The sequence below is a fragment of the Pseudoalteromonas piscicida genome (genome assembly GCF_000238315.3).
GTDB classification, from domain to species: Bacteria; Pseudomonadota; Gammaproteobacteria; order Enterobacterales; family Alteromonadaceae; genus Pseudoalteromonas; species Pseudoalteromonas piscicida.
The window spans coordinates 3028433-3050307 of record NZ_CP011924.1 but is presented as its reverse complement, the minus strand read 5'-3'; the positions used below and the strand labels follow the sequence as shown (position 1 = coordinate 3050307).

Annotated in this window: 21 protein-coding genes; 8 read left to right on the top strand and 13 right to left on the bottom strand. The window is 44.2% G+C overall.

Going from position 1 to position 21875, the window contains the following annotated elements; genetic code table 11:
* Window positions 1-69: 69 nt before the first annotated feature.
* Window positions 70-1440, bottom strand: coding sequence for a Gfo/Idh/MocA family oxidoreductase (locus tag PPIS_RS14210; protein ID WP_010376498.1), 1371 nt, complete (start codon window positions 1438-1440; stop codon window positions 70-72).
* A gap of 255 nt (window positions 1441-1695) precedes the next feature.
* On the opposite strand from PPIS_RS14210, the gene agaR reads away from it, so the two are divergent.
* The 7 genes from agaR (at window position 1696) to PPIS_RS14175 (ending at window position 9877) form a co-directional block, all read left to right on the top strand.
* Window positions 1696-2466, top strand: a complete 771-nt coding sequence (agaR, locus tag PPIS_RS14205; protein ID WP_010376494.1) for a transcriptional repressor AgaR — start codon at window positions 1696-1698, stop codon at window positions 2464-2466.
* 11 nt (window positions 2467-2477) lie between these two features.
* Window positions 2478-3767: a D-tagatose-bisphosphate aldolase, class II, non-catalytic subunit gene (locus PPIS_RS14200; protein WP_010376492.1), complete on the top strand. Its 1290-nt coding sequence runs from the start codon at window positions 2478-2480 to the stop codon at window positions 3765-3767.
* On the top strand, window positions 3764-4882 hold the full coding sequence (locus tag PPIS_RS14195; protein WP_010376490.1) for an SIS domain-containing protein: 1119 nt from the start codon (window positions 3764-3766) through the stop codon (window positions 4880-4882). Before PPIS_RS14200 ends, PPIS_RS14195 begins: the two co-directional genes overlap by 4 nt.
* Window positions 4879-5787 carry an ROK family protein gene (locus PPIS_RS14190; RefSeq protein ID WP_010376488.1) on the top strand — a complete coding sequence of 303 codons (909 nt, stop codon included), beginning with the start codon at window positions 4879-4881 and terminating at the stop codon, window positions 5785-5787. The genes PPIS_RS14195 and PPIS_RS14190 overlap by 4 nt, the downstream gene beginning before the upstream one ends.
* Window positions 5780-6931, top strand: a complete 1152-nt coding sequence (nagA, locus tag PPIS_RS14185; RefSeq protein ID WP_010376486.1) for an N-acetylglucosamine-6-phosphate deacetylase — start codon at window positions 5780-5782, stop codon at window positions 6929-6931. The genes PPIS_RS14190 and nagA overlap by 8 nt, the downstream gene beginning before the upstream one ends.
* A gap of 224 nt (window positions 6932-7155) precedes the next feature.
* Window positions 7156-9243, top strand: coding sequence for an elongation factor G (gene fusA / locus PPIS_RS14180; protein WP_010376483.1), 2088 nt, complete (start codon window positions 7156-7158; stop codon window positions 9241-9243).
* A gap of 244 nt (window positions 9244-9487) precedes the next feature.
* On the top strand, window positions 9488-9877 hold the full coding sequence (locus PPIS_RS14175; RefSeq protein ID WP_010376481.1) for a hypothetical protein: 390 nt from the start codon (window positions 9488-9490) through the stop codon (window positions 9875-9877).
* A 78-nt stretch (window positions 9878-9955) separates the two neighbouring features.
* Here the strand turns inward: PPIS_RS14175 and hemB are convergent, their stop codons facing one another.
* The 12 genes from hemB to PPIS_RS14120 form a co-directional block, all read right to left on the bottom strand.
* Complete coding sequence (gene hemB / locus PPIS_RS14170; protein ID WP_021032573.1) at window positions 9956-10966, bottom strand: porphobilinogen synthase; 1011 nt, start codon at window positions 10964-10966, stop codon at window positions 9956-9958.
* Between the two features lies 1 nt (window position 10967).
* The gene (locus PPIS_RS25400) at window positions 10968-11420 is read right to left on the bottom strand and encodes a GGDEF domain-containing protein (protein WP_019647522.1); all 453 of its coding nucleotides are present in this window, start codon (window positions 11418-11420) and stop codon (window positions 10968-10970) included.
* The gene (locus tag PPIS_RS14165; RefSeq protein WP_019647521.1) at window positions 11421-12806 is read right to left on the bottom strand and encodes a sensor domain-containing diguanylate cyclase; all 1386 of its coding nucleotides are present in this window, start codon (window positions 12804-12806) and stop codon (window positions 11421-11423) included. It abuts the gene before it with no gap.
* 8 nt (window positions 12807-12814) lie between these two features.
* Complete coding sequence (locus PPIS_RS14160; protein WP_010376478.1) at window positions 12815-13591, bottom strand: TatD family hydrolase; 777 nt, start codon at window positions 13589-13591, stop codon at window positions 12815-12817.
* Window positions 13591-14091 (bottom strand): hypothetical protein, encoded by a 501-nt coding sequence (locus PPIS_RS14155; protein WP_010376476.1) that lies wholly within the window; start codon window positions 14089-14091, stop codon window positions 13591-13593. The genes PPIS_RS14160 and PPIS_RS14155 overlap by 1 nt, the downstream gene beginning before the upstream one ends.
* Window positions 14088-14831 (bottom strand): twin-arginine translocase subunit TatC, encoded by a 744-nt coding sequence (tatC, locus tag PPIS_RS14150; protein WP_010376474.1) that lies wholly within the window; start codon window positions 14829-14831, stop codon window positions 14088-14090. Before tatC ends, PPIS_RS14155 begins: the two co-directional genes overlap by 4 nt.
* 112 nt (window positions 14832-14943) lie before the next feature.
* A complete protein-coding gene (gene tatB, locus PPIS_RS14145; RefSeq protein ID WP_010376473.1) occupies window positions 14944-15255 on the bottom strand; it encodes a Sec-independent protein translocase protein TatB in 312 nt (103 codons plus the stop codon).
* A 6-nt stretch (window positions 15256-15261) separates the two neighbouring features.
* On the bottom strand, window positions 15262-15498 hold the full coding sequence (gene tatA / locus PPIS_RS14140; RefSeq protein ID WP_010376470.1) for a Sec-independent protein translocase subunit TatA: 237 nt from the start codon (window positions 15496-15498) through the stop codon (window positions 15262-15264).
* Window positions 15499-15558: 60 nt separating this feature from the next.
* Window positions 15559-17163, bottom strand: coding sequence for a ubiquinone biosynthesis regulatory protein kinase UbiB (gene ubiB, locus PPIS_RS14135; protein WP_010376468.1), 1605 nt, complete (start codon window positions 17161-17163; stop codon window positions 15559-15561).
* Window position 17164: 1 nt separating this feature from the next.
* Window positions 17165-17779 carry a ubiquinone biosynthesis accessory factor UbiJ gene (locus PPIS_RS14130; RefSeq protein ID WP_010376466.1) on the bottom strand — a complete coding sequence of 205 codons (615 nt, stop codon included), beginning with the start codon at window positions 17777-17779 and terminating at the stop codon, window positions 17165-17167.
* Between the two features lie 8 nt (window positions 17780-17787).
* Window positions 17788-18543, bottom strand: a complete 756-nt coding sequence (ubiE, locus tag PPIS_RS14125; RefSeq protein WP_010376465.1) for a bifunctional demethylmenaquinone methyltransferase/2-methoxy-6-polyprenyl-1,4-benzoquinol methylase UbiE — start codon at window positions 18541-18543, stop codon at window positions 17788-17790.
* 118 nt (window positions 18544-18661) lie between these two features.
* A complete protein-coding gene (locus PPIS_RS14120) occupies window positions 18662-19663 on the bottom strand; it encodes a GGDEF domain-containing protein (RefSeq protein ID WP_010376464.1) in 1002 nt (333 codons plus the stop codon).
* Window positions 19664-20048: 385 nt separating this feature from the next.
* Between PPIS_RS14120 and PPIS_RS14115 the strand changes: the two genes are divergently transcribed.
* Window positions 20049-21830 carry a DUF885 domain-containing protein gene (locus PPIS_RS14115; RefSeq protein WP_010376463.1) on the top strand — a complete coding sequence of 594 codons (1782 nt, stop codon included), beginning with the start codon at window positions 20049-20051 and terminating at the stop codon, window positions 21828-21830.
* Window positions 21831-21875: the final 45 nt, after the last annotated feature.

Sequence of the window (21875 nt, the reverse complement as noted above, 5' to 3'; positions counted from 1 at the left end):
CCGCTTTACGGGCGCTTATTCAGGCATTGATAGCATTTGCTATAGATAACGTATTTAACCTTTGGTTAGTTATGTAACAATGCCTAGTGGTGCTGCAGTGCGCCATGTGCCCCTGGTGAAATCCGGGAAGTCCTTGCTATTACTTCTGTCTGCAACTGAGTCCATTGAAAGAGGGAAGACCGCTGACCAAGCAGCTGCGTCGTAAACATCCTGATCTAGCGGTTCGCCATTACGAAGGCAGTAAATAATGCGCCAGAACATTAAGAAATCCATGCCACCATGGCCGCCGTTGCGCTCTGCTTCAGCCCCCATTTTTTGCCAAAGTGGATGGTCGTATTTGCCGTACCAATCATTCATATCGTAATCCCACTCGTGAAAGCTCTTACTCCCGCCGTTTTCAAGCGCGATGCGGTTGGGGAATCCTGCAAATACGCCGTTAGTACCTTGAATTAAATTGTGGCGGGAGTAAGGGCGTGGGGTAGTGGTATCGTGCTGTACCATAATCGAACGACCTTTGATGGTTTTAATGATGCTAGTGTTCATATCTCCAGCAATATAGTTCAGTTGGTTACGCTCATGGTTTGCTGGGAATTCTCGTTTGGCATAGGCTGCACGACCAAGTGCAGGTGAACTCATGGACGAGATATAGTCGAAACGATCGCCACGGTTGATATTCATATATTGAGAAACTGGTCCTAAACCATGAGTGGGGTAGAGGTTACCGTCGCGTTTGGTGTGCCAATGTGTGCGCCATGAGCCCGTTTTATGCTCAATTTCTTTCATTTGCCAACGAAGTTCATGGATATAAGCTGCTTCACCGTGCAGTAACTCCCCGAATAGCCCTTGGCGAACCATGTTTAATACCATCAGCTCGTCGCGGCCATAGCAAACGTTTTCCAGCATCATGCAATTCTTTTGCGTGCGCTCTGCGGTATTTACCAATTGCCACGCTTCTTCTATGGTTACTGCCGCTGGCACTTCAACCAAAGCGTGTTTGCCACTCTCCATTGTGTCTACCGCCATAGGCGTATGCCATTTCCAAGGCGTAGAGATGATCACAATATCAATGTCATCGCGCGCCAACATGCGGCGATAGTCCATATCATTCTTGCCGTAAGTCGCAGGTTTGGGTAAACCCTTGTCGACAACAATTTTAACCGCTCTATCGACGACTTCTTGGTGCGTATCGCAGATGGCCTTGATCTCGACACCGTCAAGATGGCAAAAGTGTTTTACCGCGCCAACTCCACGTTGACCCACACCAATAAAGCCCACTCGCACAACATCCAGTTTCGGTACGACGAGACCTTGAACTGAATTTCCTTGTGGCTTTGGTGTAAGCGGCGTCTTATTATTGTTACTTGCGCAGCCAACTACTGCGCTTGTTGCTGCGATAGCAGCCATTGATTGAAGAAATCGCCGGCGGTTTAGATCACCCATAATAACCTCTTAGTTGTTCACTCTTGTTGTTAAAAACGAAATATTATTTTTTGGTTATTATTACGGCAGTTTCATTTTGAACGCAAGTAAAATATCTTTCATATTCTTTCGTTTTATTTTCAAAATGCTTTGGTCTTTTTTTTAAATCCATGTAAAACAGCGGGTTGTTTTTATTTTGATTGAAAATTAAAAAAATAAATTGAAAGCAAATGAAAGGTGTGTAGACTAAATTTAACCAAAACGAAAGGAGATGTCATGCTGAACACCATCGAAAGACGCCACGAAATTGTTCAACTCGTTGGTCAAGCGGACCGAGTAGAAGTAACAGAACTGGCAGAACAATTTGGTGTATCAACCGTGACGATCAGAAATGATCTCAATGCCCTACATGAAAAAGGATTGTTGGTTCGCTCTCATGGTGGTGCCGTTGCGAGTTCTAGGTTAACCAAAGAGCTCACCATAACGGAAAAGCACGATCATCATCACCAAGTGAAAGTAGAGCTTGCAAAGGTAGTGGCGGGTCTTATAGGCAATAATGAGTCTATTATTCTGGACTCAGGTACCACCACCGAAGAGGTTGCGAGGCAACTGACTGAGCATCAACAGTTAGTGGTGATGACTAATGGACTTAATGTGGCGCAAGCGCTCGTTGTAGCCGATGGCGTTGAAGTGTTGATGACCGGAGGCTCACTGCGTAAAAAGTCGCTGTCGTTTTATGGCAGCCACGCAGAAGATCAGCTAAAGCAATATCACTTTGATCGTCTGGTGCTCGGTGTTGATGGATTCTCTGTTGATGTTGGTGTAACAACACACTTTGAGCCAGAAGCCGCGCTTAACCGCGAGATGTGTAAAGCTGCAAAGCAAGTCATAGTAGTGACGGACTCCAGCAAGTTCGATCGTAAAGGTGTACATCGTATTATCGCCTGCGAAGAAATTGACGTTTTGGTAACGGACAGTGGTATTCCAGCTGATATTCATCAGCAATTGGTTGCCGCCGGAATTGAGGTACATTTAATAACGTCTTAAGAGGTGATCATATGCGGCGTTTTCAAGCCCTAATCGAAGCCAATAAATCAGGGAAAAACTCAGGCATTTATGCCATCTGCTCAGCTCACCCTTGGGTGCTGGAAGCGTCGATAAGATATGCCAAGCAGGAAAATACGCTGCTATTAATTGAGGCCACGGCCAATCAGGTTAACCAATTTGGTGGTTACACCGGGATGCGTCCCGCGGACTTTATTGCCAAAGTTGAAGAGATGGCCGACGAGCTTGGTTTTGATAAGCAGTTACTGATTTTTGGTGGTGATCACTTGGGACCAGTCTGTTGGACGAGTGAAAATAGCCAAGCCGCGATGGCCAAAGCGTGCGACTTAGTCGCTGAATACGTGAAGGCCGGTTTTAAGAAAGTTCACTTAGATGCCAGTATGCCCTGTGCTGACGATCCTGACGCGTTAAGCGATGATATTGTCGCTGATCGCGCTGCCTTGTTGTGTCAAACTGCGGAAGCCGCCGCAATTGCGACGTTTGGTCGTAGTGATATTGTTTATGTGATTGGTACTGAAGTTCCTCCTCCAGGTGGAGCTGATGAACAGATTGACAGCCTTCAACCGACCAGCCAAGTTGCTGCGCAAGAAACCCTAGCTTGCCACCGTGAACTCTTTGCAAACAAAGGATTAACGGATGCTTGGCAACGCGTGGTTGCGATGGTAGTGCAGCCGGGTGTTGAGTTTGATAACACCCAAGTGTTTGACTACAAACCGAATGACGCAAGTGCATTAAAAGACTTTATTCGTACCGTTGACCGTATCGCTTTCGAAGCGCATTCGACAGATTATCAAACTGCAGGCGCTTATCAGTCGTTGGTTGCTGATCACTTTGCCATTTTGAAAGTCGGACCTGAGTTGACCTTTGCGCTGCGTGAAGGGTTATTCGCGCTTCACCATATTGAAAAGCAATTACTACCCGATGTTCATAGTCAGTTTATTGAGGTAGTGGACGAGGTCATGCTGGCAGAGCCAACGAGTTGGCAGCGTTTTTATCACGGCGAGTCACAGCAACTCCGGTTCTTGCGCCAATTTAGTTTTAGCGACCGTATTCGCTATTATTGGCATCAAGAAGCGGTGCAAAAGGCGTTAGCAACTATGCTCGAAAACCTAGCGCAGCAGACTTTACCATTGCCGCTTATCAGCCAATATTTTCCAGAGTTATATCAACAAGTACGCCGTGGTGAAATAGAAAGGGACGCCAAAGCGTTGGTGATTGCCAAAATTCAACGTGTTGTAGCTCGCTATTCAAATGCGTGTTTTGCCATGGAGAAAGCGTCATGAACACTTTGCTAGGACACGAAATTGCGCAATTAAAAACACTGAATGCCTATTGGACAGCAAAAGAAATTAGTCAGCAGCCACAGATGTGGCAAGAAACCGCTCAGTTGGTTGCGAGCATAAAGCCTAGGCTTTTGTTGGAGTTAGCTCCTTTTCTAGATGACCCTGATACTCAGGTTATTTTGACAGGGGCGGGTACATCCGCTTATATCGGTGACGCCATCGCCACTCATCTTAATACACACATGCGCCAAAGTGTGCGGGCAGTGAGCACAACTGACTTAGTTGCTGCACCAAGGCAATACCTAGCGACGGATAAACCGTGTTTATTGGTATCCTTTGCTCGCTCCGGTAATAGTCCAGAAAGTGTAGCGGCCGTAGAGTTGGTAACACAGCTGATTAGTAACAGTCAGCACCTTTTTATCACCTGCAACCGTGATGGAAAGTTGCATCAAGCAGCGCAGCAGGCAAGCAATGCAACAAGTATATTGCTACCGGAGCCTACGCTTGACCAAAGTTTTGCAATGACGAGTAGCTATTCGTCAATGATGGTTGCAGCGCTACAACTTTTTGCTGCGGATGATGGCTCCGTGGATAAGTTGACCAATGCAGCGCAAAGCATGTTAGCTGCGACAGAGCAGCAAAATATCCGTGCATTTGCACAACAACCATTTGAGCGTTTGGTGTATTTAGGCTCTGCCTGTTTGTTGGGATTTGCAAAGGAAGCCGCGCTAAAAATGCTTGAGTTATCGGCAGGCCAAGTAATGAGCGTGAGCGAGTCACCGCTTGGCTTCCGTCATGGTCCAAAATCACTTATCAATAGCAAAACTGTCGTGGTATGTTTTATCTCAAGTGATGGTTATACCAGCTTGTACGATCAAGATTTAGTTGCAGAATTGCAGCGTGACGGTACAGCCATGACGGTGCATTCACTTTGTCCTAAAGTGCCACCACTAGAAGACGTGTGGCAAGGGTTACTGTATATGTTGTTTGCACAGCAGTTAAGTTTCTATAAAGCGCTAACCCTCGGTATTTCACCGGACAATCCTTGCCCGTCGGGGGAAGTGAATAGAGTTGTGCAGGGCGTAGTCATTCATCCATTTGGGAGTGAAGTATGATTTATGGGGTGGATGTTGGCGGGAGTAAAATTGAAATTGCGGTGTTCGATGAAAAACTACAACGTATTGAATCGTGGCGTGTGGCGACACCAAAGCACAGTTATGAGGCGTTTTTAGCGCAAATCATCACTTTGGTGCAGCAAGCAGATGACAAATATGGTTGTAAAGGACAGGTTGGTATTGGAATGCCGGGGATAGTAAATGCGCAGCAGCGCGTGCTATCAGCAAATGTCCCTTGTGCCAATGGTAAAGAAGTTAAAGCTGATCTCGTTGCACAACTTGAACGGCCCATTGCGGTAGAAAATGACTGCCGTTGCTTTGCGTTATCAGAAGCCAGTCTTGGAGCCGGTAAGCAATATCAAAAGGTCTTTGGGGCAATAATAGGCACTGGTGCCGGAGGCGGATTTTGCATTGACGGCGCGTTGTATAAAAGTGCCCAAGGGATCGCCGGAGAATATGGCCACCATCCGCTTTCTGCGGTGTTGCAGCAAAAATATCACCTGCCTATTTTAGCGTGTGGCTGTGGACTGCAAGGGTGTTTAGAGCGCTATGTCGCAGGGCCAGGGCTTGCCGGTTTGTATCAACATTTCACGACGCAAACACTTACCTCAGAACAAGTTATCACAGCGATGCGGGCTGGAGAAAGTGAAGCACGCCATGCTTTTAATTGCTATATGGATCTGTTGGGCTCGGCGTTTGCAAATTTAATCAAAGCATATGACCCAGAAGTTATCGTGCTTGGCGGTGGTATGTCGCTGATTGATGAACTTGTAGAGACGCTCCCAAAAGCCATCGAACCCCATGTGTTTTCAGCGGTATCTGTGCCAGATATTGTTAGAGCCAAGCATGGTGATGCGAGTGGCGCATTGGGTGCGGCATTACTTGGGAGCAAAGTACATGCTTGAGCAGCTTCGTTATATTCAGCCCCGTCGTATCTATACCCCTACCTGCGTCCTTGAAGCGCACGTTGCGGTAATAAAGGGTGAGCGTTTTCACGCAATTATTCCAGCGACGGACGCACCAGATAATACCGAATGTTATTCTAATTTAGATATGTGGCCTGGGTTAATTGATTTGCATATTCATGGCCGCGAGGGCTGTGATGTTATTGATGGCAAACTCTCCAGTTTAGAGACCATTAGCACGTCTTTGCTCAAACATGGCGTCACTGGTTTTTTGGCAACCACGGTGACGACTACATGGCCACAAACTATTGCCGCGATGAAGGTTATTGGAGCCGCCTATAAGCAAAAGATGCCGGGCGCTCAGGTGCTGGGCGGATACAGTGAGGGCTTATTTTTTAGTGAAAAACACAAAGGTGCCCATAACGAAGCTTTCTTTAAGCCGTTAGACGAAGCCTTAATTGATGAAATGATTAGCGCGGCTGATGGTGCGCTTAAAGCGGTGGCACTCGCGCCCGAAAAGGCTAATGGCGTTAAGATGACACAGTACCTAAGTAAACATGGGGTGCGAGTGATGTTAGGTCATTGTGATGCGGATTTTGCGCAAACCAATGTTGCCCTAGCACATGGTGCCTGCGGCGGGGTGCACGTGTTTAACGGCATGCGCGGCATTCATCACCGTGAGCCGGGCTGTGCTGGTGCGTTGTTACTTGATAGCCAAGCCTTGGTGGAAGTGATTGCCGACGGTATTCATTTGCACCCTGCGATTTTACAGTTGATCTACCGCCTAAAAGGTCAGCATAAGGTGGCCTTGATCAGTGATTGTATTAATGCTGGTGGCCTTAAAGATGGTGAATATCAATTGGGTGAAATGCCAGTTGTGGTAAAGGATGGCGTGGCGAAAACTCACAGCGGCAGTTTGGCCGGCAGTACACTAACACTTGAAAAAGCAGTGAAGAATTTAGCAGAATTAGCCAATATTCCGCTTCTAGAAGCCATGAATATGGCAAGTTTAGTACCCGCAACTTATTTAAATATGGACAATGAACTTGGTAGCATTGAAGTGGGTAAAATAGCGCATTTTTCTTTGCTAGATGATGTCTTCCAAGTCCAGCATGCCAACTTGTTTGGAAAGCAGATATTTTAAACAAAAACCCAAGCTCACCGCCCTAAAATTGACAAAATACAACGGAATTTTCTTAAATACAGCGGCCTAGCAGTAAGCGATGCGGTAAAAATGGGTCACAAAGTTTCGCATTAGAAACTTTTTCGCGAATTGATTGCATTTTAGACGACTTCAAGGATGATGTTCGCTACAAGAGGTGATATACTCCCGCCGAATAATTTTTCTACTTTAAATAGAGTAAAACAATGGCAGATTTATCGAAATACAGAAACATTGGTATTTTCGCGCACGTTGATGCGGGTAAAACTACCACCACTGAGCGTATTCTAAAGCTTACTGGTAAAATCCACAAAACTGGTGAAGTACACGACGGTGAGTCTACTACTGACTTCATGGAGCAGGAAGCTGAGCGTGGTATTACAATCCAATCAGCGGCGGTAACTTGTGAGTGGAAAGGCCACCGTTTAAACGTTATCGATACTCCTGGACACGTTGACTTCACAGTAGAAGTATACCGTTCACTTAAAGTTCTTGACGGTGGTATCGGTGTATTCTGTGGTTCTGGTGGTGTTGAGCCACAATCAGAAACTAACTGGCGTTATGCGAACGAATCAGAAGTTGCACGTGTAATCTTCGTAAACAAACTAGACCGTATGGGTGCAGACTTCTACCGCGTAGTTGGTCAGGTTGAGAAAGTGCTTGGTGCTAACCCACTAGTTATGACGCTTCCTATCGGTATCGAAGACCAGTTCTGTGGTGTTGTAGACGTACTTGAGAAGAAAGCATACGTTTGGGATGACACAGGTCTTCCTGAAAACTACGAAATTACTGACGTTCCAGCTGACATGGTAGACAAAGTTGAAGAATACCATGAGATGCTAGTTGAGTCTGCTGTTGAGCAAGACGACGACCTAATGGAAGCCTACATGGAAGGTGAAGTTCCTTCACTAGAGCAAATCAAAGCGTGTATCCGTAAAGGTACTCGTGATCTTGCGTTCTTCCCAACTTTCTGTGGTTCAGCGTTCAAAAACAAAGGTATGCAACTTGTAATAGACGCTGTTGTAGATTACCTACCAGCTCCTACAGAAGTTGATCCTCAGCCACTAACAGATCCTGAAACAGGTGAGCCTACTGGTGAAGTAGCAACTGTTGACGCTGATGCACCACTTAAAGCGCTTGCGTTCAAAATCATGGACGACCGTTTCGGTGCACTTACGTTCATCCGTATCTACGCAGGTCGCATGAAGAAAGGTGACACTATCCTTAACTCTGCAACTGGTAAAACAGAGCGTATCGGCCGTATGGTTGAGATGCAAGCGGACGAGCGTACTGAACTTACTGAAGCACAAGCGGGTGACATCATCGCTGTTGTTGGTATGAAGAACGTTCAAACAGGTCACACGCTATGTGATCCTAAGCACGAGTGTACACTTGAAGCGATGATCTTCCCTGATCCAGTAATCTCAATCGCTGTTGCACCTAAAGATAAAGGTGGTAACGAGAAGATGGGTATCGCGATCGGTAAAATGGTTGCAGAAGATCCTTCATTCCAAGTTGAGACTGATGAAGATTCAGGTGAAACTATCCTTAAAGGTATGGGTGAGCTTCACCTAGACATTAAGGTAGACATCCTTAAGCGTACATACGGTGTAGACCTAATCGTTGGTCAGCCACAGGTTGCTTACCGTGAAACTATCACTAAAGAAGTTGAAGATAGCTACACGCACAAGAAACAGTCTGGTGGTTCTGGTCAGTTCGGTAAGATTGACTACCGTATCAAGCCTGGCGAAGTTGGTTCTGGCTTTACGTTCAAGTCTTCAGTTGTTGGTGGTAACGTTCCTAAGGAATTCTGGCCAGCAGTTGAGAAAGGCTTCAAGTCAATGATGGACGAAGGTGTACTAGCGGGCTTCCCAGTACTAGACGTTGAAGTTGAGCTATTCGACGGTGGTTTCCACGCAGTTGACTCATCAGCAATCGCGTTCGAAATCGCTGCTAAAGGCGCATTCCGTCAGTCTATCCCTAAAGCGGGTGCACAACTTCTTGAGCCAATCATGAAAGTTGACGTGTTCACGCCAGAAGACAACGTAGGTGACGTAATTGGTGATCTTAACCGTCGTCGCGGTATGATCAAAGACCAAGAAGCTGGCGCAATGGGCGTTCGTATCAAGGGTGAAGTACCACTATCTGAAATGTTCGGATACATCGGTCACCTACGTACTATCACGTCTGGTCGTGGTCAGTTCTCAATGGAATTCTCACACTATGCACCATGTCCAGCAAACGTTGCTGACGCGGTAATCGCAGCTGAGAAAGAGAAAAAAGCAGCTAAGTAATTAATTACTTATGTAGCATTAAAAGGTCGCCCTTGGCGGCCTTTTTTGTTTTTAAATTCATTTGTTTACAGGTTTAATGCCCTGTCTAAAAGTCGTCACGATTATTTCATGTTTTATTAATTTTAAAGTTCTTGCTTTAGGAACATTGGCACTTTATCATTAGCTTTTCTTCAATAAATTGAGTCACGTTATTGCGTCGTGGGCTCAAATTTAATTGTGGTTGGGTAAATAAAGGAGATACTCAATGAGAACTTTAGAACTGGAAATAAACTGGCTTTTCTATGTGCTGGCACTGTCTCTTATCTGGCTGGGTAATGCGCTGTTTTCTATCTTAGATATTCCCTCATCATTATTGCAAATAGTTACACTGATCTTACTATTTTTTACCCTGTCATTATTGATACTGTCACTAACCGGAAAGCGTTTTCTGCATATAGATAAGGCGGGGGTTAGCTATAACTTTTTAGGTAAAACCCACTATATCCATACGGAACATATTCAGGCGATTAGGTTACGCTCTTTGGGCATGGTAAGTCTTCCCGAGGTATATCTCGATGATGGTCGTATTATTCGCTTCTTTAGCTGGAAAATGAATCGCGATGAGCTTTTAAAAGCAGAAAGTTTGGTCAGATAAGGTGTAAAGGAAGTGCAGGTGAGGGTTCACCTGCTCAAATTTAAAGGTTTTACACCAATAGCATTAATGCAATTGGTATTACTTTTCATTCAGCCAAATTGCGGCTTGTTTTGCAAAGTAAGTCAAAATTCCATCCGCACCAGCACGCTTAAATGCTAGTAGAGACTCCAGTACAACTGGCTTCTCAGCCAGCCAGCCGTTATCAATCGCAGCCTTATGCATGGCGTATTCACCGCTGACTTGGTAAGCAAATGTTGGTACTCCAAACTCATCTTTAACGCGTCTGACAACATCTAGGTATGGCATACCTGGTTTTACCATCACCATATCAGCACCTTCTTGTAAGTCCAAAGCCACTTCACGTAATGCTTCGTCAGAATTAGCAGGATCCATTTGATAGGTTTTCTTATCTGCACCTTTAAGGTTGCCCGCAGAGCCGATAGCGTCGCGGAAAGGGCCATAATAGCTCGATGCATACTTAGCAGAGTACGCCATTATACGAGTATGGATAAAGCCACACTCTTCAAGTGCTTCACGCACAGCGCCAATTCGACCATCCATCATATCCGATGGTGCAACAACGTCGGCGCCGGCTTCTGCATGAGAAAGCGCTTGCTTGACTAATACTTCCACGGTTTCTTCATTCATGACATAACCGTCTTCATCCAAGATACCGTCTTGACCGTGAACTGTGAATGGGTCTAATGCAACATCGGTGATCACACCCAGCTCAGGACATGCCGCTTTAATAGCACGTACCGCTCTTTGTGCAATCCCTTCAGGGTTATAAGCTTCCTCAGCTAGTAACGATTTTTGTTCCGCCGGTGTTACTGGGAATAAGGCGATGGCAGGAACCCCTAGCTCTACTAGTTGCTTGGCTTCCTCAACTAATAGATCAATAGATAAACGCTCAATACCTGGCATTGATGGGATAGCTTCACGCTTAGATTCACCATCCAATACAAATACTGGATAGATTAAGTCATTAACCGTTAGCGTGCTTTCGCTCATTAGACGTCTTGAAAAGTCATCGCGACGCATTCTGCGCATGCGAGTTAGGGGGAAAAGATCGAGTCCTGATTGAGCCACGTTAGTTCTCCTGATTGGGTTTGAAAGTAACAACACGATTACGACCTTGCTGTTTTGCTTGATACAAGGCTTTATCCGCATTGTCAGTGTAAAGCTGTGGATTATGTGGATCGCTAACCACTGCACTATAAACGCCTGCACTAGTGGTTAATTTAAGCGTATCTTCACCAAATTTGATATTGAGATCCGCTGTAGCCACTCTCAGGCGTTCAGCTACTCCGACTGCACCTTCTTCTGGGGTGTTTGGTAGTAGCAAAATAAACTCTTCACCACCATAGCGGAACACTTCATCATGTGGTCGCCGCAAGTGTGATTTTATTAAGCTGGCAAATTCGCAAATTGCTTGATCACCAGCCAAGTGGCCATATTTGTCGTTAATTTTCTTGAAGTGATCGATATCAAAAATAACAAGGCTCAATACTGTCTGCTCTCGTCTTGAACGACGTACTTCCATCTATAAACGCTTGTCGAAATAGCGCCGGTTCTTCACTTTTGTGAGTGGATCTTCCATGTTCATGCGCTCGAGCTCCCGGTTTTTATCCTCAAGTTCCCTTAATGTGACTTGAAGCTCAAAAGTACGTTCCTCAATGTTGGACTCTAAGTCGTACTGGGCCTGTTCTTGTAGTTTAAGCTTTTCTTTTAATAGGGCATCTTCAGCTTGAGTATGAGCTAGCCGTTGCTGTTGCTTGGCCAGCTTTTCATCTCTTTGAAATATATATAGACGTATGAGCAGGTAACTCAGCAACGTGGCTTCAACAACAAAAATACCAAAGTAACCCAAGTGGTTCAAAAAGCTGCCGGACTGAACCCCGAGCTCGACCGTAAACGGGTAGCTAATTACGATAAAGTGGCAGAGCGCGATTGCGATTAAGATATTTCGGCTCTTGTGGTTAATACGGGCGAGCGTATAGATAATCAATACAGAGACAATAAAGCTAATGCTAAGCGCTAGCAGGAGAGACTGAGAAACCGGTAAAAAAGCAATGAGCAGAAACAAACACAATGTCGCTAGAATGGCCTTTCTTTTCGTCAGCTTAGGGTGCGCAAGAAGTGACTTTCCAGAGCAATAACTCAAAGCGGGCAACAGCAGTGCGCTGAGCAATAACATCATCATGCCTTGACCATACTGTTGAAACCATTGCCATGAAGAGTAAAAGTAGCGATAACCAAAGCCATAGATATGTGCATTGAAAAGCCATACTGTAGCGATAAACAAAGTGGCACATAAAAAGTAACCTTTTTTTGTAACACAATAGAGTGTGGCATTGGTTAAGGCGAGTGCTAGTACAAAGCCTGCTAAAATTCCAAAAATAAGATTAAATTTACTCTTAAATTGGAGGTATTCATTCGGCTCCCAAATTGCAAGAGGAGCCGTGATAACCCCCTCATCACTGATCTGTAAGTATAAATGGCTTTGAGTTTGTGGCTGCAGCTCAAGCGGAACAACTAGAGATTCATACTTTAGTGGCCGCTTAATCAGTGGCAAGGCATCGCCCATATCTAAGCTGAATATTGGATGGTTCGGTCTAACATGATAGGCAGTTACCGCATCGATGAGATTATTGTTTATACTTACCAATACTGGTGTGAGCGAGTTGTTGGTATTGTGCAGCGCTATTTTTAACCATAAGTACTTCGCTACAGGTCGAAGGCCTGTGGGGACTTGGGTGCTGTTATGCCATTCGACAGGAGCCGCAAGCAGTTCGTTTAACGATGCATATTTACTCAGTGTGTAACTTAGCTTTACTTGGTGTTCTACCTTAAATGACTCTGAAATAGTGACGGCAGAAATTACAGCAGAGCTGTATATCAATATAAGTAAAGACAACACAATGCGCATTACTGGCTTTACCTCACAAACAGCTGTTTAAAATTAGCCGAAGTCGTGCTCATCACTTCCGTGACAGGACATTGTTTTAGGTGTGCAATTTGCTCAGCCACATAAGATAAATACATTGGTTCATTGCGGCGAGACTTGGGTTTTGGGCTAATTGTTCTAGGTAGTAGGTAGGGCGCATCCGTTTCCAAAAGCAAACGGTCTAGGGGGATGTATTGGATTAGATCTTGTAGTGCTTGACCTCTACGTTCATCGCAAACCCAACCTGTGATGCCGATCATTAACCCATAGTCCAAGTAACGTCGTAGTGCGTTATGATCACCAGTAAAACAGTGTAGTACTCCTTGAACGTTAACTTCTTGCAGTAACGAAAATAGCGCATCGTGCGCGTCTCTTTCATGTAGATACACTGGATAATCAATAGCTTCTGCTAACTGCAGTTGCGTCAAGCACACGCTTTGTTGTATCGGCCTTGGTGAAAAATCGCGATTAAAGTCCAAGCCACATTCACCAACAGCAATAGCTCTGTCACTACTTTTTAAAAGAGTGAGGAGATCATCGTAGAGCGTATCAGGTGCATCTTTTGCGTCGTGAGGGTGGACACCTGCTGTACAATAAAGCTGGTATTGCTCTGCGAGAGAAATACTTTGTTCGCTGCTTGTTAAGTCGCAGCCAATGGCGAGCATAGATTCTATGCCAGCGTTTTTGGCTCTAGCAATTACCTCGGCCAAATCGGATGAAAATTGCGAGCTGGTGAGGTTTACACCAGCATCGAACATCGTGTTCATCAGTTAACTCGTTTAACTCGCGTTGTACGGTTTGAGCCCGCTTTTTTCATTAAAAACGAGCCAAAAGAGGCGCGTTCAATAATTAATGTGTCTCCTTCATTGGCGAAAAAAGTTTCTGAAGAAACTTGCCGCCATACTTGACCATTGTCCAAGGTGAATACCATTTTATCGCGGCCTTGAGTGGTTGTTTTTACGAGTTTAGCTGTAATTTCTTCGATTTCTTCGCTTGCCGCTTTAACTTTATGCTCTAAACCAAAGCCATCTTCTTTCAATTCTGCTTTTTTTTCATTGCGCGCTGTTTTTATTTTATCTTTGCTTACAGGCGCTTTGCTTGAATGTATTTCCGTGATTGGTTTATTAGCAATCACATTGTCGTAGCACATGAGTCGTTTAAAATCATTTTCAATCAGAGTACAAGCTTGTAGTGCCTGCGTATTTATCGGCTCTGCGGCGCATAAAGAGGGAAATCCTAGTGCGAACAGTATCACGGTTTTTTTCATTGTTCTGACTCCTGTTGTTGTGGTTTAGCGCTGTAAAATCTGGCTAGAATGAGCCCCAACTCAAACAAGAGTAGCATAGGTAACGCTAATAAAGTTTGAGATAGAACATCTGGTGGAGTTAAAAACATTGCGATGACAAAAGCACCAACGACAACATAAGGTCGTTTCTCTTTTAAGCTCGCAGGGGTTGTCATGCCACTCCAACATATAAGCATAATGGCGACTGGAATTTCAAAGGCGATACCAAAAGCAAAAAATAGCTTAAGGATAAAGCCAAGGTAACTGCTAATATCTGGTGACAATGTCATCATCTCCGGCCCTACACTGGTAAAAAAGCCAAGTATGATAGGCATGACAACAAAGTAACAAAATGCTATTCCGCCATAAAATAGCAGCACACTAGAAAGTAATATAGGAATGAGCATACGTTTTTCGTGTTTATATAAACCGGGTGCGATAAAGCCCCACACCTGATGCAAAATAAAAGGCACAGCGGCAAATAGTGACACAAAAAGCGTTAATTTAAATGGAGCAAAAAACGGTGCTGTAACGTCTGTGGCGATCATGGTTGTGTTGCTAGGCAAGCTATTTACAAGCGGTGCTGCAACGAAGGCATAGATGTCATTGGCGAAGTACACCAAAGCAACAAAGATAACGAAAACGCTCAATAACGCTCTCATTAAGCGGTTTCTTAACTCAACAAGGTGAGCTATAAATCCACTTTGGGCTGATTCTGTCATGTAACTTGACTCGTACGAATATAATTCCAGTTAGATATAACAAAAAGGAGCGGCTTGGGCGTCTAATTACCCAAAGCTAGCCTTTGACTGAACTATCTAACTGCTAGATTGATTAGTCTTTGTTTTTATTATTTTCGGTTGATTTATAAGAATGTCTGACTGATTCAGCCGCATCTTGTAATTCTTGAACGGATTGCTTGAGTTCGGGGGCCAAATCTTGCATTCCCTGTTGTTCCGCTTTCTTCAAATTATTATGTAGCTCGTGAACACGTAATTCTTCACTCACTTCAGCCTTGACTGAATTGGCGACAGATTTTACCGTTTTTATCCATCTCGCTACGGTGCGGATTGCAACGGGAAGGCGTTCAGGGCCAAGTACAATTAGGCCAACGATAAGAACGACCACTAACTCCCACATACCCATGTTGAATTACACCTTATCTTTTTCTTTCTCTGATACCGGTTGTGCTTGCTCAGTTGTTGTATTTTTTAACTTTTCTGGCTCAGAGTCGGTCGCAGTTTGCTCATCAGATACCGCCTTTTTAAAGCCTTTAACTGCACCACCCAAATCACTACCAATACCGCGTAGTTTTTTAGTTCCAAATAACAAAACAATGATGGCTAAAATAATAAGTAATTGCCAAATACTGATCCCACCGAATCCCATAATAACTCCATTGATACTTACTGCTTATGAATAATGATTATACGCCTAGCGAGCAAAAAATCACCCTGTTTTACGCCATGCGCCAATAAATACTAGCACGGCAATAATCGCAAGTAGGCTACTTGCGACAGGCTTGTCAAAAATAAAGCTCAATCCCGATATAATTGCAAAACTGCTCGCTGCTAAGCCTAATAATAGCGGCTTAGTCGCAGTATCTGCTTTTTGTGTGACAGTTGGAGGGGGGCGGCGCTTGAGATTTTGGTAAATCAAATCTGGCAGTTCAGGCATTTTTTCAGCCCAAAATGGTAAGTTTGCATATAGCTTTTTCGCCACCGCGAGAGGTCCAACTTGCTCTTGCACCCAATGCTCTAAAAAAGGTTTGGCCGTTTTCCACAGGTCTAACTGCGGATAAAGCTGGCGCCCTAGGCCTTCTACATACAGCAGGGTTTTTTGCAATAATACTAGCTGTGGTTGTACTTCCATATTGAACCGTCTTGCTGTATTAAACAAATTTACTAGTACATGACCAAAAGAGATTTCTGCAAGCGGTTTGTTAAAAATGGGCTCGCATACAGTGCGAATGGCAAACTCAAACTCTTCTACGCAGGTATCTGCCGGAACCCACCCAGAATCCACATGAAGCTGTGCCACCTGACGATAATCACGATTAAAAAAGGCGATAAAGTTTTCGGCCAAATAGCGTTTATCTTCACGGTTTAAGGTGCCGACTATGCCGCAATCTATACCAATATACTTAGGATTATGAGGATTTTCACGAGAGACAAAAATATTGCCAGGGTGCATATCTGCATGGAAAAAACTGTCACGGAATACCTGTGTGAAAAAGACTTCCACGCCGCGCTCGGCCAGCAATTTCATATTGGTGCCTTGTGCTAACAAGGCTTCGGTGTCTGAAACCGGAATACCGTAGATGCGTTCCATCACCAGCACGTTTTTACGTGAATAATCACTATATACCTCAGGGATATACAGTGAATCTGAGTCTTCAAAATTGCGTCTGAGTTGAATTGCGTTCGCGCCTTCTCGCATCAAGTCTAGCTCGTCGAGTAAGGTTTTTTTGTATTCCCTAACAACTTCCACCGGGCGCAGACGTTTTCCTTCGCTGAGTAAATTGACAACGATTTTAGCGAAACGCTCCATTAAAGAGAGGTCGGCATGGATTTGTTTCTCGATATCGGGACGAATAACTTTGATCACGACATCTTTTAACTCATCTTTGTGTTGTAGCTTGGCTGCATGTACTTGCGCTATCGAGGCTGAAGCCAGCGGTTTTGATTCAAATTCAGCGAAGTATTCATGAATATTGTCGATTTCTAGCGCTTGCTCAATGAGCTTTTGTGCCATCGCGGGGTCAAATGGTTGAACTTGATCCTGCAGAAATGCAAGTTCTTCAGCAATATCTGGTGGTAGTAAATCTCGACGGGTCGAAAGCATCTGGCCAAACTTGATCCACACTGGCCCCAAAGTTTGTAGTGCCAAACGTAGGCGTGTGCCTACTGGTTTGTCTTTATGTTTGTTGCGCAGCCAAAACAAACTCGCTCGAGCGAGTTTACCGTACCAAGGTTGCTTATGCGCAGGGACGATTTCGTCTAAACCATAGGTTAAAAATGTTTTGGTGATCTGATGCAAGCGAAGTAAAGACAACCTAATTTCCTTTGTTTTGCTGAAGTAATACGCTGAGGCGTTGATTTAAGCTTTCGACCTGATTGTTTAATGTTCTCACTTGCTGCTTAAACTGTTGAAACTCGAGCGGGTGAGGCGCAACCTTCAACTCATCTTGAAATAACCCTGTTAGGGTTGCCTTGGCTACCTGTCCATCTTGCTTTGCGCGATGCGCTAACTTATGAAAGGTATCTACGGCAATTTGTGCGGGCCCATCACCGACATATTTGGCGAGGTGTTCCGCCCAATCAATATCAAGTGTTGCTAATGCATTAATATATAGTTGTGCTAGCGCCAAATCCCCTTCAAGATCGAGCTTATCTTGACGGATAAGCGCAGTGAGTTGGCTTGGATCTTTGAGCTCAAGCAAGGTTGGTAAATCGGCACTAATAGAACAATCGGCTTTGCCATCAAAAGGGCATAGAACGTGAATGTTAATGCCTGTGTAAGTCACAGCTAAACAAGTATTTTGATCGCGAATATCAACACTGATCACTTTGTGTTGGCCTTTACTTAGCACATGCTTTAGCTCAGGTGAGAGTTTAAGGCCTTTGTTTAAAGCCGTCTCAAGTACGGCGCCAAGTAATGAAGCTAACACAGCAACTCCTAGAATTTAAAGCCGCGATGAAGGGCGACAATGCCTCCGGTCATATTCTGGTAGTCAGTTTGTTCAAAACCGGCTTCATCCATCATGGATTTTAGCGTTTCTTGATCTGGGTGCATGCGGATAGATTCTGCAAGATAGCGATAAGACTCACTGTCATTTGCAACTAATTTGCCCATTGCAGGTAATAGTGTAAATGAATACATATCATACAGCTTTGCCAGCGCCTCGTTATCTGTCTTTGAAAATTCAAGTACCAGTAAACGTCCACCTGGTTTTAGCACTCTGTACATTGAGCGCAACGCTTTATCTTTATCTGTTACGTTGCGTAAACCAAAGGCAATAGTGATGACATCAAAAGTATTATCGTCAAATGGCAGCATTTCTGCGTTCATTTGAACGTATTCAATATTGCCAACAAGTCCCGAGTCGCGTAATTTTTCGCGGCCTACTTTAAGCATTGAGTCGTTAATATCACCTAAAACAACTTGTCCTTTATCACCAACTAATTCGCTAAATCTTGCGGTTAAATCACCCGTACCGCCAGCAAGATCAAGTACTTTGTGACCAGCGCGTACACCTGAGCAGGCAATAGTTTGACGCTTCCACAAACGATGGATACCGAATGACATCAGATCATTCATGATGTCGTATTTTGCAGCTACAGAATGAAATACGTCTGCAACCATAGAGGCTTTTTTGTCGGTCTCGACTGTTTTGTATCCAAAGTGGGTAGTATTGTCTTGTGACTCTTTCATGTGGGTTCCATCATTACTCTGCAACTATGCTTGCTAGTGTACTTGATTGGTAGCCGTAGGTGCAATTTTTTATCCGTGTTGTATTGTTGAAAATGCAAACAAAAGAGGATATTGCGGATCAGTGGCTAATATAACAGTGTTGGCCGAGAGAATGTGCCTTCTGCGCAGCGTAACCTGCGCGTTTTGCCAACACATTAAAGTCTTGCTCTGGTGCAAGTTGGGCTATCCCAAGAGCCAGAGACACATTAGGTAATGGAATTTTCCCTTTCGCGCTGACAAACTTTAATCGCTCAACACCTTTACGCACTTTTTCCGCGATAACACTCGCGGTATCTAAGTCTACATCGGCAAGGATAACCGTGAATTCTTTTTTACCTGTGCGACCAGGTAAGCCACTTTCAACGACATAACGTTTGATATTATTGGCGATACGATTAAGCACAACTTCACCCACAACATCACCAAACCGCGTTGAAAACTCGTCAAGGTTATCAACTTGGATAGAAAGCGCGCAGACAGATTTTTGCTGCGATTGCCATAGGGACACTTTTTGATGAAGATAGTGACGCTTATAAAGACCCGTTTGTGGGTCTAATAAGTGTTGTTTACGCAAGTCGAGTAGTAACTTTTGATTACGTTCATAATCTAAACGCGATTTTATTAACGCTTGTTTAAATTGTTTGTGCTGTTTTAGCAATAGCTCAGTTTGTTTGGTGAGTGTTGATAGTGCGCGCTTACTCTTTTGAATGTTGTGTTCATCTAAATTATGCACACATTGACTGACTTGTTGGGCAAAGCGAATAACCTGCTTTTGTGAGGTTTCTGCATTTTCGTGTAATTCAGTCACCAAAGAATCAACGCCTTCAAGTAATTCAGATTGTGTTTTTTGACCTTGATCTAAAAATTGGTAGTAGAGTTGTTCAATGAATACGCAGTCTATTTTTGTGTGCGCTTTGATGGCTTTGTTGATGGCACAGTCAAGATCTTTGTTCGTGGCGCTAATATGGGTATAAGCAACCTGATAATTTAAAGGCGTGGGCGGCAAATGATGTTGCTCTAAAAACAGGCACACCTGTGTCATTTTTTCTTGGGCAACAGCCATGGGATCATGGAACATCATTTCATTTACCACAACAATTAATTATCAAACGTTAATGAACTACCACCAGCTCCTTCGGTGTAACTCTTGTCCTAATTGCACTAGACCTACATTAATCTGTATCGTCCGAATTTAAAAGTAAAAAATTTGTCTTTGAAATAGAAAATTTACATTTTTTTGTTGAATTGCTGATTTTCTCATCAATTTTTACTAGGTTGGGTAAATTGTATTCGATCTGAGATATTCGTGATTCTATCGAATTAAGTTGCATCTGTTACGGGACTCTCCTACTTTGACTAGCAGAAAGTTCATTTCACCATAACAAAAGCTCAGAACGATGGATAATCATTATTTTTTGGCTATTTTACCGCGAACTGAGTAACAACAAAGTATTGAGGAAGTCAGCGTGTTATCACCAAAATTAAAGCTGTGGACTAAGCGTTCAAGCGTCGCCGTTTATTTAACTGTCGCTTTATCTGGTTGTGCTATTACCGGAAGTGACAATAACGTTGAGTTTACTCAGATAGCTGGCAGCGTTATGAAATTTAGAAGTGATAACAATGCCTATGGTCGCAGTGATACAAAAGCAGAGTTTCTACTACCAAACCTCAGTGCAGAAAAGTTGGCGACCACAAATCAGCAGCGTCTACAGTTCTTGGCTCAGCTCGACAATATCGACACTTCAGCGCTGAGTGAGGAAAATCAAATCAATCTCACTATTTTGCGTGCACAAGTGCAGAATAGCGTCGATGAATATCGTTTTCATAGCCACTATATGCCGCTCACCTCGGAATACGGCTTTCATTCCGGTCTGTCTTTTATGATCTCGAGTCATGACTTTAAGAAACGTGCTGGTTACGAGCTATATTTGGCACGTTTGCAGCAGGTTCCACGCTATTTTAAGCAAAATATCGACTGGATGAAAGAAGGCATGGCCGTTGGTCTGACTCAGCCGAAAGCGGTGCTTGAAGGTTATGAAAGTTCTATCGAAGCTTATATCGTTGATGATGTGACAAAATCCGAGTTCTATGGCCCGTTTACACAAAACCAAGCGGGTTTGCCTGATGCCGAATTTAAAGCACTGCAACAACGTGCCAAAAAGATTATTAAAGGGGATGTGATCGCAGCATATCAAGATTACCTTAATTTCTTTGTCAACGAGTATCGTCCAGCGGCTAGGACCGAAATTGGAATTTCTTCGACACCAAATGGTGAAGCGTTTTATGCGAACCGAGCGAAATACTATACCACCACGAATATGACGCCTAAGGAGATCCACGAGCTTGGTCTTAAAGAGGTGGCTCGGATCCGTGCGGAGATGGAAAAAATTATTAAAAAAGTAGGCTTTAAGGGATCTTTTGCCGACTTTGTGCAGTTCTTAAGAACCGATCCACAGTTTTATGCTAAAACCCCCGAAGCGTTACTTAAAGAAGCTGCATATATAGCAAAGAAGATGGATGCTCAGCTACCTAAGCTATTCCATACATTACCAAGAAAGCCATACGGTGTCGCCCCAGTGCCTGCGAGCATTGCGCCTAAATACACGACAGGGCGTTATTCGGGGGCACGCAGTGATACTGATGCAGGTTATTATTGGGTAAATACCTACGCGCTGGATAAGCGCCCGTTATATGTATTGGAAGCATTGACTCTACATGAGGCCGTGCCTGGTCACCATTTGCAGATCTCCTTGAATGCCGAGCTTGATTACCTACCGGAATATCGTCGCAACGAATACATTTCAGCTTTTGGTGAAGGGTGGGGGTTATATTCTGAATTTTTGGGTATCGAAGCGGGGTTCTATCATGACCCTTACAGTGACTTTGGTCGTTTAACCTACGAGATGTGGCGAGCGGCTCGTTTGGTTGTAGACACTGGCATGCATATGTTTGGGTGGAGCCGCGAACGAGCGATGAACTTTATGAAAGACAACACGGCCTTGTCCTTACATAATGTTAAAACGGAGACTGATCGTTATATTTCGTGGCCAGCTCAAGCACTGTCATACAAAATTGGTGAACTAACCATTAAGCGGCTACGTCGCAAAGCAGAAAAAGCACTGGGCGATCAGTTTGATATCCGTGAGTTCCACCATCAAATCTTACGTCATGGCTCTGTGCCATTATTTGTGCTTGAAGAGCAAATCGACAAATATATTGAAACCACGATGAATCAAGCGCGTAAGTAATTGCGTTTATCCATCTAACAGAAAAGCCCAAAGCAGAGACTTTGG

What these genes read in the sequence shown, in the direction of transcription:
- agaR (WP_010376494.1), top strand. Translation starts at nt 1,696, where the DNA reads ATGCTGAACACCATCGAAAGACGCCACGAAATTGTTCAACTCGTTGGT.
- PPIS_RS14175 (WP_010376481.1), top strand. Translation starts at nt 9,488, where the DNA reads ATGAGAACTTTAGAACTGGAAATAAACTGGCTTTTCTATGTGCTGGCA.
- PPIS_RS14195 (WP_010376490.1), top strand. Translation starts at nt 3,764, where the DNA reads ATGAACACTTTGCTAGGACACGAAATTGCGCAATTAAAAACACTGAAT.
- PPIS_RS14200 (WP_010376492.1), top strand. Translation starts at nt 2,478, where the DNA reads ATGCGGCGTTTTCAAGCCCTAATCGAAGCCAATAAATCAGGGAAAAAC.
- fusA (WP_010376483.1), top strand. Translation starts at nt 7,156, where the DNA reads ATGGCAGATTTATCGAAATACAGAAACATTGGTATTTTCGCGCACGTT.
- ubiE (WP_010376465.1), bottom strand. Translation starts at nt 18,543, where the DNA reads ATGAAAGAGTCACAAGACAATACTACCCACTTTGGATACAAAACAGTC.
- tatB (WP_010376473.1), bottom strand. Translation starts at nt 15,255, where the DNA reads ATGGGTATGTGGGAGTTAGTGGTCGTTCTTATCGTTGGCCTAATTGTA.
- PPIS_RS14160 (WP_010376478.1), bottom strand. Translation starts at nt 13,591, where the DNA reads ATGAACACGATGTTCGATGCTGGTGTAAACCTCACCAGCTCGCAATTT.
- tatC (WP_010376474.1), bottom strand. Translation starts at nt 14,831, where the DNA reads ATGACAGAATCAGCCCAAAGTGGATTTATAGCTCACCTTGTTGAGTTA.
- PPIS_RS14190 (WP_010376488.1), top strand. Translation starts at nt 4,879, where the DNA reads ATGATTTATGGGGTGGATGTTGGCGGGAGTAAAATTGAAATTGCGGTG.
- PPIS_RS14165 (WP_019647521.1), bottom strand. Translation starts at nt 12,806, where the DNA reads ATGCGCATTGTGTTGTCTTTACTTATATTGATATACAGCTCTGCTGTA.
- nagA (WP_010376486.1), top strand. Translation starts at nt 5,780, where the DNA reads ATGCTTGAGCAGCTTCGTTATATTCAGCCCCGTCGTATCTATACCCCT.
- PPIS_RS14120 (WP_010376464.1), bottom strand. Translation starts at nt 19,663, where the DNA reads ATGATGTTCCATGATCCCATGGCTGTTGCCCAAGAAAAAATGACACAG.
- tatA (WP_010376470.1), bottom strand. Translation starts at nt 15,498, where the DNA reads ATGGGATTCGGTGGGATCAGTATTTGGCAATTACTTATTATTTTAGCC.
- PPIS_RS14210 (WP_010376498.1), bottom strand. Translation starts at nt 1,440, where the DNA reads ATGGGTGATCTAAACCGCCGGCGATTTCTTCAATCAATGGCTGCTATC.
- PPIS_RS25400 (WP_019647522.1), bottom strand. Translation starts at nt 11,420, where the DNA reads ATGGAAGTACGTCGTTCAAGACGAGAGCAGACAGTATTGAGCCTTGTT.
- PPIS_RS14155 (WP_010376476.1), bottom strand. Translation starts at nt 14,091, where the DNA reads ATGAAAAAAACCGTGATACTGTTCGCACTAGGATTTCCCTCTTTATGC.